The sequence below is a fragment of the Helicobacter pametensis ATCC 51478 genome, assembly GCF_000518225.1.
Classification (GTDB): domain Bacteria; phylum Campylobacterota; class Campylobacteria; order Campylobacterales; family Helicobacteraceae; genus Helicobacter_G; species Helicobacter_G pametensis.
The window spans coordinates 64,695-80,591 of record NZ_JADE01000007.1; the positions used below are offsets into that span (position 1 = coordinate 64,695).

The window sequence follows — 15,897 nt, forward strand, 5'->3', positions numbered from 1 at the left end:
GTTTTTCTTTTATAGTTTTTCTTTGGCTTCAAAAATAAAAGTCGGAAGTGAAATTTTATACCTAATTGCAATCATTCTAATCAGAAATCCTATGCTGATTGAAATGAGCGTTGCTATCTCCTCTCCAAAAATAGGGAAAGCAAACCAATAGAGCGCACCACAAAGCATCGCGACAAAGGCATAGAGCTCTTTGCGAAAGACAAGAGGCATACTATTGCAAAACAAATCTCTCAAGATTCCACCAAAACTTCCAGTCACAACAGCTGCAATCATGGCAAGCGTGAGGTCATAACCCATCCCAATGATGATCTTGGCACCTATAGTGCTAAAAACGGCCAATCCCAGCGCATCTAGCGTAAGAAAGAGGCGTTCTAAGCGATTGATAAAATAAGCAATGCGCGTAGCAAGCAAAGAAGAAACAAGAACAACCAAGACATAATGGGGAGATTGAACCCATAGAAGTGGATGATGATCAAATAAAACATCTCTGATGCTCCCCCCACCTAAAGCTGTAGCAAAGGAGATGAAAAATACACCAAAGAGATCCATTTTGTGGCGTCCAGCAGCCAGTGCTCCACTCATAGATTCGGCAATGATTCCAATATAGAATAAAATACTAATGATCATAATTTGGCCTATCTTGCAAACTTCAAAAGTGAGTATTTTATGATATTAAAAGATAGAATTCTCACTTTTGAAATCATCAATTCAAGGAATCTAAAATGAGTGTTGTGACAAGGTTTGCTCCATCGCCTACAGGGTATCTCCATATTGGAGGATTGAGGACGGCGTTATTTAATTATTTGTATGCCAAAAACAAGGGGGGGAAATTTTTGCTCCGCATTGAAGATACGGATTTGCAAAGAAATTCTCAAGAGGCTACAGAGGCGATCTTAAAGGCTTTTCAATGGTGTGAGATGAGCCATGATGGAGAGGTGGTCTATCAAAGTCAGCGATTTGATCTCTACAAGCAGTATATCCAGCAGCTATTGGATGAGGGCAAGGCGTATTATTGCTATATGAGTAAAGAAGAGCTTGATGCTTTAAGAGAAGAGCAAAGAGCCAATAAGCTTCCTCCACGCTATGACAATCGCTATCGTGATTTTAAGGGCACCCCTCCAAGTGGGATTGAGCCTGTGGTGAGAATCAAAACTCCACTAGAGGGTGTGATTGCCTTTGAGGATGGAGTAAAGGGGCGCATTGAAATTGCAGCCAAAGAAGTAGATGATTTTATCATTGCAAGAAGTGATGGGAGTCCTACTTATAATTTTGTTGTAGCGATTGATGATGCTTTGATGGGGGTGACTGATGTTATTCGTGGGGATGATCATACGACAAATACTCCTAAGCAAATTGTGGTGTATGAGGCTCTTGGATTTAAGATTCCTAAGTTTTTTCATGTGCCAATGATTCTCAATCCTGAGGGCAAAAAGCTAAGCAAGCGCGATGGTGCTACAGATGTGATGGAATACAAGGCTATGGGATATTTGCATGAGGCATTGCTTAATTTTCTTGTGCGTTTGGGATGGAGTTATGGAGATCAGGAGATTTTTTCGATGCAAGAGATGATCAAGCTTTTTTCTCCCAATGATCTCAATAAATCAGCAAGCTGCTACAATCAATCCAAGCTTGATTGGCTCAATAATCACTATATCCGCCAGATGGACAATCAAGCATTGAAGGCAATGCTTGTTGATTTTGGTTGCAAGATTGAGTTGTGTAGTGAAAAGCTTGAAGTGCTTTTTGAAGCGCTTAAAGAGCGCAACTATACACTTGTGGCATTTGCCAAAGGAGTGCAAGAGGTGCTTCAAACTCCATCAAATTATGATGAAAAGATGTTTTCTAGATTGAATCCCCAAGTTTTGCTCAATGTTGAAACTTTTATCAAAAGCTTGGATTCACATTTGGGTGTGAGTGAGATTGAGGCAAGAAGTAAAGCTTTTATGCATGAGCACAATCTCAAGGCTGGAGAGTTTTTGCAACCCTTGCGCTTAGCGATCTTGGGTAAAGGAGGGGGGATTGGAATGGCAGAAGCGATCTTTGCTGTGGGAGTTGAGGAGTGTCTAAGACGCGTAAATTTTCTTAAAAAATCTTTTCAATCATAAAATTTTATTTATTATTTAAGAATTATTCCTACTATTGTCTTGTGGATTTTTTCCCAAGAACAATAGATAAGGAAGAATTATGAAGAAAACTTTGATTGCCGCAGGGTTAGCGTTGGCTTTGAGTCTTGGAGCCGGTGAGTACAAGGTGGATCCAGCTCACTCAAGTGTTGAATTTAAGGTGAAGCATCTTTTGGTCAGCAATGTTGGGGGAAGTTTTAAGAATTTTGATGGGAAGATTGATCTTGATCCAAAGAGCAAAAAGATCAATTTTTTGGAAGGTGAGATCAATATCGGCTCTATCAATACAGAAAATCAAAAGCGTGATGATCATCTAAGATCCCCTGATTTCTTTGATGCACAAAAAAATCCCAAAGGTCATTTCAAGATGACACAGCAAGATGGTGATAAGATTTATGGAATCTTAACGCTCAATGGTGTAAGTAAGGAAGTTGAGTTTGGTATCGATATAAGTGATGCAATCATTCATCCAAAAACTAAGAAAAATATCGTTGGACTTGAACTTGAGGGTGAGATCAAACGCAAAGACTTTGGAATTGGCGCAAATACTCCAGATAGCATTGTCAGTGATAAAGTAAAAATCTCAATCAATCTTGAGCTGATTGCACAATAAGTGATTAAAAAAAGGGGGTGATATTTCTTGCAAGCTTTTGAGCTTAAAATTCTCCACAAACTTGCCAAATCTTTTGAATCGATAATCAAAAGATAATCTGACTAGAATTAAGCTTGATGTGTGATGGTGAAAAAGAGTCGCCCCCAAATGGAGCGACTTACATTAGTGGAGATCTTTCCAGATTTTTCTCTTCCAAAGGTAGGCTAGGATTGCCATGATGAGTGAGAAGATAATGAGCTTGATTCCTAGAGATTCACGCTCTTGCTTTTTGCTATCAGCAATGCTTTCCATATAGGCTAGCACTTGATCTTCAGCCTGTTGAGTTAGTCCAAGACGAGGCATTGAAGCTCCCGGTAGCATCTTTTGTGGATCATTGATAAAGAGTGAGAGATAGTGCTCACCTTTGCTGCGATACATTGTCGAAAGATCTGGTGCAGGTGCTCCAAGATAGGATTGAACAAGTGGAGCTGGTGTTGCGACCTTGATCCCCTTGATTCCATTGATGCCATCGTATTTGATGTCATGACATCTAGAACATGCATCGATAAAGACTTCACGATCTGTCATACTTTGGGGAGCAATGGATTTAAAATAGGCAACAATATCTGCAATCTCTTGATCATCAAGACTTCCAGCAATTGAGCTCATTTGATATGTATCTTCTTTGCCTTTGAGTTTTTCATGCAGCATAGTGGCTTTGAGGGGATCTTTTAGGAATGCTGTGAGGAATTCTGGAGCATAGAGATATCCCATCGTATCAAGATCTGGTCCCATTACCATCTCTGCATTTCTAGCTTTGAGCTCATTTTCTGGAGTTTTCGCATTGTGACATGCTGAACAATTGTTCTCAACAAGTGTTTTACCTTTCTTTGCATCTCCTGTAAGAGAGACTTGAAGCTCTTTGAGATCAGAGTATTTGTAATCTGCTGGAGCTTTTGGCGGGTTAAATATCGAGTGAGCCAGTGGCTCAACTCCCCAATAAATCACACCAACGATGATGGCCAAAAGCGCCAAAATTTTAATTTCTTTCATTACTTAACTCCTCCTACTTTTTTCTCATTTTTTGTAATAAATGGAAGGATGATAAAAAGTGCGACAAACACGCTTGAGGCAATGAATCCAATCCAAATATTTACCCCCTCTGGTGGAAGTTTCCCATAAATTGTCAAAACAATCATATCAATGAGGAGAATGACAAACCATGCAAAAAATGCTGGTCTCTTGTGGGCTGGAGCAACGACTGGGCTTCGATCAAGGAAAGGCAAAATGAAGAAAATCACATTGGCAAGTCCAAACATTGCAAGCCCAAAATCTGCACTAAAGAAAAAGCCCCTCAAAATTTCATAACTCCACAAGAAATACCACTCAGGATAAATATGTGCTGGAGTTTTGAGATTGTTTGCAGGATCAAAGTTGATTGGATCGAGTGCAAAGTTGAAGTTAAAGCATGCAAGATAGAAAAAGAGTGCTAGGAAACAGAAGACAACAAAAATATCTTTGGAAAGGAAAACTGGCCAAAAAGGAATGACTTTTGATTCTCTTTTTTTGCCCTCAAGATATTTCTGAGCCTCTGCCTCAAAATCCAATTCTTCACCCTCAGCATTATTAACATGAGGAACTCTAAGACTATAGAAATGTAGAGCAATAACAGCAATGATAAGTACAGGAAGCAAGCAGACATGAAGCATAAAAAATCGTGTCAAGGTTGCATCAGCTACACTGTAATCTCCTCTAATCCACTCAACAACATCAGGACCAATGAAGGGGATTCCACCAAAAAGATTTGTGATAACAACAGCAGCCCAATAGCTCATCTGCCCCCATGGAAGCATATAACCACTAAATGCTTCTGCTGAAAAAAGCACAAAAAGAAGCATTCCCGTGATCCAAATCATCTCTCTTCCACGCTTATAAGATCCATAATAGATTCCAACAAACATGTGAATATAGATAATCAAAAACACCATACTCGCACTGACTGCATGGATATTTCTCCAAAGCCATCCATAGGCAACCTCTGTCATAATCGTGTAATTGACACTATCAAAAGCAAGATGAACATCAGGTTTGTAATACATCAGAAGGAATAATCCAGAGACAAAAAGCATCCCAAACAATACAAGTAGAACGACACCCATCGCCCAAAGGAAATTGATGTTTTTGGGAATCCAATATTCTGTCATTAAGACTTTTGTTAGGCTTTTGATTGCAAGTCTTTGATCAAGCCAATCAATTAAGCCGTTTGCTTTTTTGATTTCAGCCATTTCTTACTCCTTCTCACTTAGTTGATTGTATTCTTCACCAGCCTCGCCCAAAAGAAGCTTCTTGCCATTTTCGATGACTTTGAAAGGTGGGATTGTCATAGGTTTTGGAGGAGGGGTGCCCACAGCATTGATTCCAGAAGAGTTGAATTTCCCTCCATGGCATGCACAATGAAATTCTTTTTTGCCCGAATCATATCCGGGGATACATCCAAGGTGAGTGCAGATTTGCACACCAACTGTATAGATAGAATCACCAATCTTAAAATTTCTTTTTCCCAAAAATTTTTGGGCATCTGCATCATCTTGTGCCATTTTTAAGATATAAACAGGTTTCTTTCTCCACTCTGTTGTCATAAGTTCGCCATCTTTGAGTGAGGAAATATCCACTGTTGTGAATCCAGCAGATACGACGCTTGGGAGAGGATCCCAAGTTTTCTTCATGGCTACTAGTGAAGCAATGGCCCCAATAGCCGCTCCTCCACCAAGAGCCATACCGATAAAATCTCTTCTCTTATTCATCTTTGATGCTCCTTTTGTGATGTTTTTGTCTTGAGTGACAAAACCAAAAATTATAGTCAAAAAGCTTGCGAGCTATGGTGTAAAGGTGCAAATTTGACTTTATTGTGTGGAGCTCAATATAATTTGAGCTTTGATCCAAAATTGAGATTAGGAGGAGAGAATTGCGTATCAAGCGGGATTGGAGCAAGGTGAAGGATAGGCTTGTTGGATTTTTGAGAGATGAGGTTGAGAAAAGAGGCTTTGAGCGTGTGGTGCTTGGATTGAGCGGGGGTTTGGATAGTGCAGTTGTTGCTTTTTTGTCTAATGTAGCATTTGGTAAAAGTGCCAAAGCTCTCTTGATGCCATCAACTAAAAGTTCTCCAAAAAATTTAGAGGATGCTTGGAAGCTTGCTGAGATGCTCTGTATGCCTTGTGAATTGATTCCCCTAGAGCCTTATGAGCAGATCTTTGGGTCTTATGAGGGGATGGATCGCGTGCGATATGGCAATTTTTGTGCAAGGATTAGGATGATGCTTTTATATGATGTTTCTCAACGCGAGAGGGCATTGGTGATTGGGACAAGCAATAAGAGTGAGAGAATCTTGGGATATGGCACAATTTATGGGGATATGGCATGTGCAATCAATCCTATTGGAGATTTGTTTAAAAGTGAAATTTTTGAGTTTGCAGCCTATCTTGGAATACCTCAAGCAATCATCTCCAAAAAACCAAGTGCAGATTTGTATGAGGGGCAAAGCGATGAGGATGAGCTAGGCTTTACTTATGAGCAGATTGATGCACTTTTGTGTGAGATTGAAGGTTTTTCATCTCTTGATGAAAAACTTATTCCTCCTCATATTACAGATAGATTCCCTCAAACTTTTTTGAAAGAAATTTTTGCTAGGATAGAGCGAAATCGCTTTAAAACACAGGCTGTAAAGATTTATCAATTGGAGAATGAATAGATGAAGAAAAATATTCCTTTCTATTTAGAATCATTGAAAGAGGAAGATCTTGCATGTTTGACTGAAACAATTCGTGATCGTTCGGTTTTGAGCGAGCATCCTGAGATTATGTTTGGAGATAGAGAAAATTGTGTAGAGCGTTATGAAGATGAAGTGATCAAACTGACAGGAGCTAAGCATGCAGTGGCTGTTCATGCAGATTATGCGGCTTTGCTTATTGCCTTTCGTGTCCTTGGTCTGAAGCGCAATCATCGCGTCATTTGTTCAATTTATTGCCATCCTTTTGTGCCTGCTTGTATTCGCCTCTTTGATGCAGAGCCTTTGTTTGTAGATATTGATCCTCAAACTTTGGCAATGTTGCCTAGGCAATGTGAAGAATTGCTCTCTGGAGGGGAGAGGATTAGAGCGATCGTCGTTTCTCATCTTGGTGGGAATCTTGTTGATATGCGACCCTTTCACGCCTTAAAGGAGCAATATGGGATTGGCGTGATTGAGGATTTGAGTTATTGTTTGGGATTGAGAGATGAGAGGGGGGTGCATGCGGGGATTGATTTTCAAACTGATTTTGCGATCGTGTCTCATTTTGGTGGATTGACAAGAAGACTTTTTGGTATCGGGATGCTTTTAAGCAATAACACAGAATTTGCCAAACGATGTCGGAATCTTAGATATCACTCGATTGTTAAAGAAGCAACCAATAATGGATTTTTCTATGACATAACAGAATTGAGCTCTGATTATAATGCCAATGCCCTCTCTGCCCATATTGCCTTGATCAAAGTCAAAAGGACAGAGCAGATTCTGCGCCGAAGAGAAGAGATTGAGCGATATTGTTTTGAAGAATTGAAAGATTTTGAAAATATAGAGTTTTTAAATCAAGAGAGGGTGAGCACTCATGCACTTTTGCCTATTTTCTTCAAAAAAGATCGTGATAGAATCGCAGATCGTTTGTTTGAGTATGGGATTGAGGCACGCTTACCTTATGTGCCATTTAATCTTTTGAGCTTTCATCAAAACAAAAGTTTTCTCAAAGTCACGCAGTTTCCAAATGCTGTAGGGGTTTATCAGCGTGTGATGTGCTTGCCATGCTATGATGGTTTGAGTGATGAGAGCGTGCAATATATGGTGGATGTGATGAAGCAAATCTTAAATGATGGGATGGATTAGTGCGTTTTATTGAAACTTATTTTTATAAGCCTACATGGTGGCAAAAGATTATTATCTTTTTTCTGCTTCCTCTCTCTTGTTTTTATTGTCTTATTGCGTTTTTGAAAAGAAAGCTTGCCCCACGCATCGATTTTGGATTACCGGTTGTGAGTGTAGGGAATCTTGTCGTGGGAGGGAGTGGAAAAACTCCTTTTATCATTGAAATTGCAAGACTATATCCACATAAAAAAATTGCAGTTGTTTCAAGGGGATATAAGCGCACAAGCAAGGGTTTGATCATCGTCTCTCAAGAGGGCAAAATTTTGTGCTCTCAAGAAGAGGCTGGAGATGAGCCCTATTTGATCGCCAAAAGTCTTCCGTATGTAAGTGTGATTGTAAGCAAGAGACGCAAAGAAGCTATATTGAAGGCTAAGGAGATGGGTTGTGATGCTGTGTTTTTAGATGATGGATTTCGCTTTAGCTTCAAAAAACTCAATATTGTGCTCAAACCCAAGCTTGAGCCCTATTATCCTTTTTGTCTTCCTAGTGGAATGTATCGCGAGTGGAGGGGGTCTTATGGAGAGGCAGATGTGATTGTGCAAGAAGGTGTGGACTATACAAGAGAGGTGAGTATCAGAGATGAGAGTGAGCGGATGTTGCTTCTTACTGCTATTGCCAATCCCTCAAGATTAGATGAGTTTTTGCCATCTGTTGTGGGGAAGGTGTATTATGCTGATCATGCACGCTTTGATCTTTCTGAGCTTAGAGCGAAAATGCAGGAATTTAATGCGACAAGTTTGCTTGTGACTTCTAAGGATTTGGTCAAACTGGAGGGATCTGGGATTCCATTGAGTGTTTTGGAGCTTCGCTTGCAGATTCAAGATGGAATCATCTGTCAAATCAAAGAATATATTGAAGGAGGATGGAATGCTTAGGATTGGAGATCAAGCACCTTGTTTTGTATTGCCAAATCAAGATGGGATTGAGGTGGGACTCAAAGATTTGCTTGGAAGAATTTTGATTCTTTATTTTTATCCTAAGGATAATACCTCAGGTTGCACACTTGAAGCTCAAGACTTTAGTACATTTCATGATGAGTTTGACACTCTTGGAGCCAGTGTGGTGGGGATAAGTCCAGATAGTATTAAAAGTCATAAGAATTTTATAGAGAAGAAGAAGTTGAGTTTGATGCTTTTAAGCGATGCAGATAAAGTGGTGGCTTCAAAATATGGAGCATTTGGTGAGAAAAAACTTTATGGAAAGCTTTATCAAGGAATCATCCGATCAACTTTTGTGATCAATCCTTATGGAGAGATTGTGCAGGCTTTTTATAATGTCAAAGCAAGGGGGCATGCTCAGAAAGTTTTGGAGTTTTTGCAAGGTTACAAGGTATGAAATAAAAAGAGAATGGGGGGGGGTTAGAGTATGACCCCTCCACCAAGCACACAATCTCCCTGATAGATGACAAGTGCTTGTCCTTTGGCTACACCAAAAACATCTTCATCTAGCATAGCAGTGATCATTCCATCTTGGAGAGTAACCTTTGCTTTGGTTTTATTGCTGCGATATCTGATCTTGACTTCATATTCACCATCTTGAAAATGATCCAAGCTCTTATTGAGTGCTTTGACTTCCTTGATCGCAAGCTGATCTTTGGTTCCTACAGTGATTTCATTTTTTTGTGGATTGATTCCTAGGACATAGTGAGGTTCTAGGGCACCTTTGATGCTAAAGCCCTTGCGCTTACCAATTGTGTATTGCATATAGCCTTTGTGTTGGCCAATTGCATTGCCTTCTAGATCGCGAACGATGCCAGTTTGATCGACTTGAAGTGTTTTTTTGAGGATATCAATATAGCTTGTTTCTACAAAGCAGATTTCTTGTGATTCTTTGTAAGTCTCAAGACTTCCAAGCCAAGGCATGGCTTCAAAAGCTTCTTTTTTGACATCATTTTTGAAATAATCCCCTAGTGGAAAGATGAGCGAATCAATTGCCTGCTGTGAGATGGCATACAAGAAATAACTCTGATCCTTGCTGGGATCCTTGGCTTCTCTAATGCGTTTGATGCCATTTATTTCTTGGATGCGAGCATAGTGACCTGTTGCGATTTTTTCACATCCAAGTTCAAGTGCTTTTTGTAGTGCAAGTCCAAATTTCATCAAAGGATTGCAAAGTGCGCAAGGATTGGGTGTCTCACCCCTTTGATAAGAGAGAATAAATTCATCATAAACTTTTTCTTTGAATTCTTTTTGGGCATCAATGACTTGAAATTCAAACCCAAGATTTTGAGAAACTTTGATGCAGTTTTGGATAAAGATTTGATGTTTTTCTTCTTTGTCGTGAAGTTTGAGATAGATTCCAAGGACTTCATGTCCAGCTTGTTTAAGCAAATAAGCGCAATATGAGCTATCCACCCCTCCACTCATTAGTAGTGCAATTTTCATAGTGATTGATCCTTCATGTTTTTTGGAGTTAAAATTTCTTTAACTCCAAATTCTACAAATAAAACCCCCAATCATGCAAGTGATTATTTTATAATCGTGGGTTTGATTCGTATTTTAGCATCAAGGATAAATTATGGCGGATTTGGTTGTAGGGCTACAGTGGGGAGATGAGGGGAAAGGAAAAGTTGTTGATCTTTTGGCAAAGCATTATGACATTGTCGTGCGCTATCAGGGGGGACACAATGCTGGACATACAATTGTGGTAGATGGCAAAAAGATTGCTTTGCACTTACTTCCCTCAGGTGTGCTCTATCCGCATTGTCAAAATGTGATTGGAAATGGCGTGGTGATTGAGCCACATTCATTGATGAGGGAAATTGAGCAATTTGGAGCAGATTCGCTTAAGGGGCGATTATTTATCAGTGATCGTGCACATGTGATTTTACCTCTTCATGCTAGATTGGATGTATTGCGTGAAAAGCTAAAGGGCAAAGAGGCAATCGGAACAACAGGCAAGGGGATAGGCCCAAGTTATGCAGATAAAGTTTCAAGGATTGGGGTTAGGATGGGGGAGTTGAAGGATTTTTCTCAACTCAAAAACAAAATGCAATTTGCCTATAAAGAATTGCAGATTCTAGCTCAAGCGATGGGGGAAGAGATTGAAAGTTTGGATGAGGTAGTTGGCTCACTTTATGAGGTGAGTCAAACATTGCTCCCATTTGTGTGCGATAGTGTGCATTTTTTGTGGGAAGCACAAAATCAGAAAAAAAAGATTTTGCTTGAGGGTGCTCAAGGAAGTATGCTTGATTTAGATCATGGGACCTATCCCTTTGTGACAAGTTCGACAACAATTAGTGCTGGAGCTTGTAGTGGAACTGGAATCAATGTCAGAGAGATTGGAGAAGTGATTGGGATTGCTAAGGCTTACTGCACACGCGTAGGGAATGGACCCTTTCCGAGTGAAGAATTTGGAGATGTGGGAACTTTGATCCAAAACAAAGGTGGAGAGTTTGGCACAACAACTGGGCGCTCTAGACGCTGTGGGTGGTTTGATGCGGTTGCTTTGCGTTATGCGTGTAAACTCAATGGTTGCACGCAGATTGCCTTAATGAAGCTTGATGTATTGGATGGATTTGAAGAAATCAAGGTTTGTACGCATTATGAATATCGTGGAGAAAAGATTGATTATATTCCTTATGATTATCAAGAGGTTAAGCCTATCTATCAGAGTTTTAAGGGATGGAGTCAGACCTATGGTGTTCGCAGCAGAGATGCACTCCCTCAAGAAGCAAAAGATTATATTGAAGCTTTGGAGCATTTGGTGGGTGTGAGAATCTCAATCATTTCCACAAGTCCAGATCGTGAGGATGCGATTCTTTGAAAACAAAATTTGATGATTTGATCAAGGTGAGTGAGCAAAAGATCAGGTTAGCCGATCAGATGATCGCAGCTTTGATGCAAAGGATTGCAGAGTGTGAGGAAAGGGTTGCTGATTTGTTGCATCAAATGCAGGAAATTGATCTGCCAAAAGAGGGGAGCTTGGCATTGTTTTGTGAGTTTAATCAGAAAAAAAAGTCTTGCCTAGATTGGATTGAAATGATTTATGAAGAGATTGCCACGATTAAGCAAGAAAAGAAACAGAGGGAAGCGGAGCGTATGGGTTATCAAATTGAGTTAGAGAAATTGCGCTTTTTGCAACAAAAAGAACTCAAAGCAGTGTTGGAAACCCTCAAAAAGAAAGAGCAAAGAGTGCTTGATGAAATCGCGTCTGTGCGGGCTTATCAAATCAAAGGAGAAAGCATTTGAAAAAAATTGGATTGATTCTGGTAGCTAGTGTGTTGCTTATAGGTCAAGAGGTCAAAGATCAGGGACTTGATGATGATAAAAGCCTTGAGTGTAATTTGATTTTTGAATCAAGAAAAGAAGAAATTGCTGCCGAACTTCGCAAGCTTGAAGAGCAGCAACAGTCTTTGATGATTTTGCAGAATGCGACTGAGGGCGTGCTCAAAGAGCGACAAGAGGCACTTGAAGAGAAATATCAAGAGTTTGAGGCTCAAAAAAAGGCCTTTGAAGAACAAGAAAAAGAGCGACAAGAAGAGTGGAAAAAGCAAGAGGATGCACTTCAGCAAGAACATGAGAAAAAGAAAAAAGAGCTTACTGATCTCATTCAAAAAAATGAAGAAATCCTTCAAGAGATTCGTGGTGAGAGGAAAAATAAGCTTGCAGAAACCTATAGCAAAATGCGAGATTCTAAGGCTGCTCAGATTTTGGAATCAATGCCTATTGCTGATGCTGTGGAGATTCTGGGTAGTATGGAGACAAAGGTTGTGGGTAAGATTTTGGCCAAAATGGATGCACAAAAGGCTGGTGAAATCACCTTGGCAATCCAAAGGGGGGAGAAAGAAGATGCGTTACCTCAAGCTCCAAAACAGTGAATGTGTTATAATTGACAAAACCTCACAACAAAGGAAGTAAAATGAAAGTTTTAGTGATTCAAGGTCCAAATCTCAATATTCTTGGACATCGCGATCCTCGCATTTATGGAAATGTTACATTAGAGCAAATTCATCAAAATATGCAAGAAATGGCAAAGCAAAATGAGGTGGAGCTTGAGTTTTTTCAAAGTAATTTTGAAGGTGAGATTATTGATAAGTTGCAAGAGTGTATTGGAGGGGAATATCAAGGGGTGATTATCAATCCAGCAGCATATGCTCATACTTCTATTGCGATTGCAGATGCAATGGCCTCTTGTGGAGTTCCTTGTGTGGAAGTGCATTTGAGCAATGTGTTTGCAAGAGAAGATTATCGAAGTAAAAGCTATACGGGTGCTGCCAGTGCTGGAGTGATTTCAGGTTTTGGTGCTTTTGGCTATCACTTGGCACTCATTTCGCTCTTTCAAATCATGAAAGAGATCAAAGCTTTGGCTGATGCACAGCAGAAACAACAAGCTTAATTCTCCATATTTTTTCAGCACAAGGAGCGCTCGATATGGTGAGTGCTCCTTTTTATGTAATGATTCTCTGATAAGGATGATTGATCAAACTAATGGGGATAAATATTCTTTATTCCTAGCTGTTGGCATAAATTTTTGGCTACAAACAAAGAAAGGGCTTTGTATCCAAATCCACAGATTTGTGTGTGAGTTGGGTCTTGTATTGAGTTTGAAGTGTCTTGGTGTATCTGGAGAAATAAAATGCAATAATCAAAGAGTTGGAGCAAAATGAGGAAGCTAGTCTTAACGCGCTTTTTTCCTTATACGACTTCTTCACCTAAGCGATTAAGAAATTGTTTTATGCTTGGCATTGGGGGGAATCTTGGAGATTGTCTGAAGCGTTTTGAATCATTGTTTTGTAAAATTATTAAAGATTCTCGCTTTGTTGTTCTCTCCACATCTCCCATTTATCGTAATCCTGCCTTTGGCTATGTTCATCAGGAAGATTTTTGGAATGCTACAATGCAGGTATCCACCAATTGTGGGGTGGTTGAGGTGTTTAGGATGATTTTTTATTGGGAGAGATGTTTTGGACGCGGAAGAAAGAGAGAGTTTAAAAATGCGCCACGCACATTGGATGTGGATTTGTTGTGGTTTAATGAAATGAGACTTGAGCGTAGATATCTAAATTTGCCCCATCCTCAATGGAGCAAAAGGGAATCGGTTTTGATTCCATTGCAGTATCAAAACATTCTTTAGGAGGAGAGATGAAGCTTTTTACTTACACAGGAGAAACGCCTGATGAGGCTTTGAGACAGGCAAAAAGTGTGCATGGATCAGATCCTTTTATCTTGAAATCTCGTGAGATTCGCAAGAAAACTTTGTCTCAGAAAGGACTCTATGAAATCGTGATTGCTGTAGAGGAAGAAGAGGAGCCAAAGCAAGAAAATACGATCAAGAAACGCCTTGATGAAATCGCGCAAAAAAACTTTGAGAAAAAGAAGCAAGACAAGATTAGTCTAAGTCAAGAGATGAATGAAACAATCCGCCAAATTTCTGAGATCGCTGGTGTTAAAGGTGGCGCAAATCCTTATATCACTCAAAAACCAAAAACTCAAATCAATGATCAAGAGGAGCTCAAAGCAATCAAAAAGGAGATTGAGCAAATCGATGATCGTTTAAAGTTGATTCAGAGCATGTTTTGGGATGAAAAGCGTCCAATGCGCTCAAGCCCCAATATCCCTCAAGAATTTGCAGAAATTTATAGGATTGCCAAAAATAGTGGGATTGATCGAGAAAGACTTGATGCATTGATGGAGCTAACTTTGGAGTTGATGCCATTGCAGATGAGATCCAATTCGATTACAGTGAAGAGATATTTTCGAGAAGTTTTGCGCAAAATGATTGCATGCCGTAGTGAAAATCTTTCAAGAGCAACAAAAAATATTTTGATGTTTGTGGGACCCACAGGCGTGGGCAAAACGACGACTTTGGCTAAACTCGCTGCGCGCTATTCTTTGATGCTTGATAAGCGCCATAAGGTGGGGGTAATCACTCTTGATTCTTATAAAATTGCAGCCATGGAGCAGCTTATGACCTATGCAAGAATGATGCGTTTGGGGATTGAGCGTGTGGATGATCCAAGCGAACTTGAGGGAGCAATCGAGCGTCTTAAATATTGTGATTTTATTTTGATTGACACAGCAGGTCATTCCCAATATGACAAACAAAAGCTTGAGATGCTCAAATCCTATGTGCAGAATGATTTTCATATTGAAGTCAGTTTGGTGCTTTCTGCTGGGACTAAATATGAAGATCTTAAGGATATTTATCATTCTTTTAGTGCTGTAGAGATTGATAATCTTATTTTTAGCAAGTTGGATGAGAGTCGTAGTTTTGGGAACATTTTTTCCTTAGCATGTGATATCAAAAAACCAATTAGCTATTTTTCAATCGGACAAAGTGTGCCAAATGATTTGCTTGTTGCAAGCAATGATTTTTTGGTGGATTGTCTGCTTGATGGGTTTAAGAAACCACAAAAGGATAACAAGTGAAGAATCAGGCAACAGAACTTATTGAGCTTATTGGCCAACAAGGGAGCAAAAAGAATACAGAGATCATTGCAATCACAAGTGGAAAGGGAGGAGTAGGCAAATCTAGCATCAGTGCTAACCTATCCTATACCCTATGCAAGATGGGCTATAAGGTCGCTGTGTTTGATGCGGATATTGGCTTGGCTAATCTTGATTTGATTTTTGGTGTGAAGGCACACAAAACAATTCTCAATGTTCTCAAAGGAGAATGTGAGCTCAAAAATATAATCATCCCCATTGAGAGCGGACTGTATCTTATCCCTGGAGATAGTGGGGATGAGATTTTTAATTATATTTCTGAAGATTCTGTGGCAAGACTTGTGGGAGAGAGCGAGATTTTGAGTGATTTGGATTTTTTGATCATTGATACAGGTGCAGGGATTGGAGGTATCACACAAAAATTCTTAGAATCAAGTGATACTTTGATTGTTGTCACGATGCCTGATCCTAGCGCGATTACTGATGCCTATGCAGCAATCAAAGTCAATGCCAAAACACGCAATCAAATTTATATGATTCTTAATATGGTGAAAACTTCAAAAGAGGCAGAAAATGTCTATCTCAAGATGAAACAAATTGCCTATAAAAATATGGAAAATCTATCACTTGAGCTTTTGGGATATGTGCCACTTTCATCTAGTATCTCATCAGCTACACGCGGACGCACATTGTTTGCTAGAGTGGATCCAGGAGATGGGGCTTCATCTCAGCTTCGAAATATTGCAAATAAGATTCTCCAAAAGAGGGAACGAAAAGTGCTGTCAAGTAAAGAAAGTGGTTTTGGAAGTTTCTTTCAAAGGTTGTTGAAATATCTATAAG

Annotated in this window: 18 protein-coding genes; 13 read left to right on the forward strand and 5 right to left on the reverse strand. The window is 39.6% G+C overall.

Going from position 1 to position 15,897, the window contains the following annotated elements:
• Positions 1-9: 9 nt before the first annotated feature.
• Positions 10-627, reverse strand: coding sequence for a trimeric intracellular cation channel family protein (locus T391_RS0101360; protein ID WP_027326831.1), 618 nt, complete (start codon positions 625-627; stop codon positions 10-12).
• Between the two features lie 95 nt (positions 628-722).
• Here T391_RS0101360 and gltX point away from each other — a divergent pair, with 95 nt between their 5' ends.
• Together gltX and T391_RS0101375 are read left to right on the forward strand one after the other, a co-directional pair.
• The gene (gene gltX, locus T391_RS0101370; RefSeq protein ID WP_027326832.1) at positions 723-2,105 is read left to right on the forward strand and encodes a glutamate--tRNA ligase; all 1,383 of its coding nucleotides are present in this window, start codon (positions 723-725) and stop codon (positions 2,103-2,105) included.
• Positions 2,106-2,184: 79 nt separating this feature from the next.
• The gene (locus T391_RS0101375; protein WP_027326833.1) at positions 2,185-2,736 is read left to right on the forward strand and encodes a YceI family protein; all 552 of its coding nucleotides are present in this window, start codon (positions 2,185-2,187) and stop codon (positions 2,734-2,736) included.
• Positions 2,737-2,898: 162 nt separating this feature from the next.
• Here the strand turns inward: T391_RS0101375 and T391_RS0101380 are convergent, their stop codons facing one another.
• Genes T391_RS0101380 through petA form a run of 3 tightly spaced genes read right to left on the reverse strand, consistent with a single transcriptional unit; the run spans position 2,899 to position 5,519 of the window.
• Entirely contained in the window at positions 2,899-3,768 is an 870-nt protein-coding gene (locus T391_RS0101380) for a c-type cytochrome (protein WP_027326834.1), read from the reverse strand.
• Positions 3,768-5,000 (reverse strand): cytochrome b, encoded by a 1,233-nt coding sequence (locus T391_RS0101385; RefSeq protein ID WP_027326835.1) that lies wholly within the window; start codon positions 4,998-5,000, stop codon positions 3,768-3,770. The genes T391_RS0101380 and T391_RS0101385 overlap by 1 nt, the downstream gene beginning before the upstream one ends.
• A 3-nt stretch (positions 5,001-5,003) precedes the next feature.
• A complete protein-coding gene (gene petA / locus T391_RS0101390; protein ID WP_034583385.1) occupies positions 5,004-5,519 on the reverse strand; it encodes a ubiquinol-cytochrome c reductase iron-sulfur subunit in 516 nt (171 codons plus the stop codon).
• A gap of 161 nt (positions 5,520-5,680) precedes the next feature.
• On the opposite strand from petA, the gene T391_RS0101395 reads away from it, so the two are divergent.
• The 4 genes from T391_RS0101395 to bcp are packed head-to-tail and all read left to right on the forward strand — an operon-like array spanning position 5,681 to position 9,004.
• Complete coding sequence (locus T391_RS0101395; protein ID WP_233709541.1) at positions 5,681-6,463, forward strand: NAD+ synthase; 783 nt, start codon at positions 5,681-5,683, stop codon at positions 6,461-6,463.
• A complete protein-coding gene (locus T391_RS0101400; RefSeq protein ID WP_027326838.1) occupies positions 6,464-7,630 on the forward strand; it encodes a DegT/DnrJ/EryC1/StrS family aminotransferase in 1,167 nt (388 codons plus the stop codon).
• Complete coding sequence (locus T391_RS0101405; RefSeq protein WP_027326839.1) at positions 7,630-8,544, forward strand: tetraacyldisaccharide 4'-kinase; 915 nt, start codon at positions 7,630-7,632, stop codon at positions 8,542-8,544. Before T391_RS0101400 ends, T391_RS0101405 begins: the two co-directional genes overlap by 1 nt.
• Positions 8,537-9,004: a thioredoxin-dependent thiol peroxidase gene (gene bcp, locus T391_RS0101410; protein ID WP_027326840.1), complete on the forward strand. Its 468-nt coding sequence runs from the start codon at positions 8,537-8,539 to the stop codon at positions 9,002-9,004. Before T391_RS0101405 ends, bcp begins: the two co-directional genes overlap by 8 nt.
• 23 nt (positions 9,005-9,027) lie before the next feature.
• Here the strand turns inward: bcp and mnmA are convergent, their stop codons facing one another.
• A complete protein-coding gene (gene mnmA, locus T391_RS0101415) occupies positions 9,028-10,053 on the reverse strand; it encodes a tRNA 2-thiouridine(34) synthase MnmA (protein ID WP_027326841.1) in 1,026 nt (341 codons plus the stop codon).
• Positions 10,054-10,186: 133 nt separating this feature from the next.
• On the opposite strand from mnmA, the gene T391_RS0101420 reads away from it, so the two are divergent.
• The 7 genes from T391_RS0101420 to T391_RS0101455 all read left to right on the forward strand — a co-directional run bounded on the left by T391_RS0101420 (position 10,187) and on the right by T391_RS0101455 (position 15,896).
• Positions 10,187-11,434 (forward strand): adenylosuccinate synthase, encoded by a 1,248-nt coding sequence (locus T391_RS0101420; RefSeq protein ID WP_027326842.1) that lies wholly within the window; start codon positions 10,187-10,189, stop codon positions 11,432-11,434.
• On the forward strand, positions 11,431-11,859 hold the full coding sequence (locus T391_RS0101425; RefSeq protein ID WP_027326843.1) for a flagellar FliJ family protein: 429 nt from the start codon (positions 11,431-11,433) through the stop codon (positions 11,857-11,859). The genes T391_RS0101420 and T391_RS0101425 overlap by 4 nt, the downstream gene beginning before the upstream one ends.
• On the forward strand, positions 11,856-12,488 hold the full coding sequence (locus T391_RS07560) for a MotE family protein (RefSeq protein ID WP_051420514.1): 633 nt from the start codon (positions 11,856-11,858) through the stop codon (positions 12,486-12,488). The genes T391_RS0101425 and T391_RS07560 overlap by 4 nt, the downstream gene beginning before the upstream one ends.
• A 41-nt stretch (positions 12,489-12,529) precedes the next feature.
• Positions 12,530-13,006 (forward strand): type II 3-dehydroquinate dehydratase, encoded by a 477-nt coding sequence (aroQ, locus tag T391_RS0101435; RefSeq protein WP_027326844.1) that lies wholly within the window; start codon positions 12,530-12,532, stop codon positions 13,004-13,006.
• 267 nt (positions 13,007-13,273) lie between these two features.
• On the forward strand, positions 13,274-13,744 hold the full coding sequence (gene folK / locus T391_RS0101445; RefSeq protein ID WP_027326846.1) for a 2-amino-4-hydroxy-6-hydroxymethyldihydropteridine diphosphokinase: 471 nt from the start codon (positions 13,274-13,276) through the stop codon (positions 13,742-13,744).
• Between the two features lie 8 nt (positions 13,745-13,752).
• Entirely contained in the window at positions 13,753-15,039 is a 1,287-nt protein-coding gene (gene flhF / locus T391_RS0101450; protein ID WP_027326847.1) for a flagellar biosynthesis GTPase FlhF, read from the forward strand.
• Entirely contained in the window at positions 15,036-15,896 is an 861-nt protein-coding gene (locus T391_RS0101455; RefSeq protein ID WP_027326848.1) for a MinD/ParA family protein, read from the forward strand. The genes flhF and T391_RS0101455 overlap by 4 nt, the downstream gene beginning before the upstream one ends.
• The last annotated feature ends 1 nt before the right edge of the window (position 15,897 follow it).

What these genes read in the sequence shown, in the direction of transcription:
- T391_RS0101360 (WP_027326831.1), bottom strand. Translation starts at nt 627, where the DNA reads ATGATCATTAGTATTTTATTCTATATTGGAATCATTGCCGAATCTATG.
- bcp (WP_027326840.1), top strand. Translation starts at nt 8,537, where the DNA reads ATGCTTAGGATTGGAGATCAAGCACCTTGTTTTGTATTGCCAAATCAA.
- T391_RS0101380 (WP_027326834.1), bottom strand. Translation starts at nt 3,768, where the DNA reads ATGAAAGAAATTAAAATTTTGGCGCTTTTGGCCATCATCGTTGGTGTG.
- T391_RS0101385 (WP_027326835.1), bottom strand. Translation starts at nt 5,000, where the DNA reads ATGGCTGAAATCAAAAAAGCAAACGGCTTAATTGATTGGCTTGATCAA.
- aroQ (WP_027326844.1), top strand. Translation starts at nt 12,530, where the DNA reads ATGAAAGTTTTAGTGATTCAAGGTCCAAATCTCAATATTCTTGGACAT.
- T391_RS0101420 (WP_027326842.1), top strand. Translation starts at nt 10,187, where the DNA reads ATGGCGGATTTGGTTGTAGGGCTACAGTGGGGAGATGAGGGGAAAGGA.
- gltX (WP_027326832.1), top strand. Translation starts at nt 723, where the DNA reads ATGAGTGTTGTGACAAGGTTTGCTCCATCGCCTACAGGGTATCTCCAT.
- T391_RS0101400 (WP_027326838.1), top strand. Translation starts at nt 6,464, where the DNA reads ATGAAGAAAAATATTCCTTTCTATTTAGAATCATTGAAAGAGGAAGAT.
- petA (WP_034583385.1), bottom strand. Translation starts at nt 5,519, where the DNA reads ATGAATAAGAGAAGAGATTTTATCGGTATGGCTCTTGGTGGAGGAGCG.
- folK (WP_027326846.1), top strand. Translation starts at nt 13,274, where the DNA reads ATGAGGAAGCTAGTCTTAACGCGCTTTTTTCCTTATACGACTTCTTCA.
- T391_RS0101375 (WP_027326833.1), top strand. Translation starts at nt 2,185, where the DNA reads ATGAAGAAAACTTTGATTGCCGCAGGGTTAGCGTTGGCTTTGAGTCTT.
- mnmA (WP_027326841.1), bottom strand. Translation starts at nt 10,053, where the DNA reads ATGAAAATTGCACTACTAATGAGTGGAGGGGTGGATAGCTCATATTGC.
- flhF (WP_027326847.1), top strand. Translation starts at nt 13,753, where the DNA reads ATGAAGCTTTTTACTTACACAGGAGAAACGCCTGATGAGGCTTTGAGA.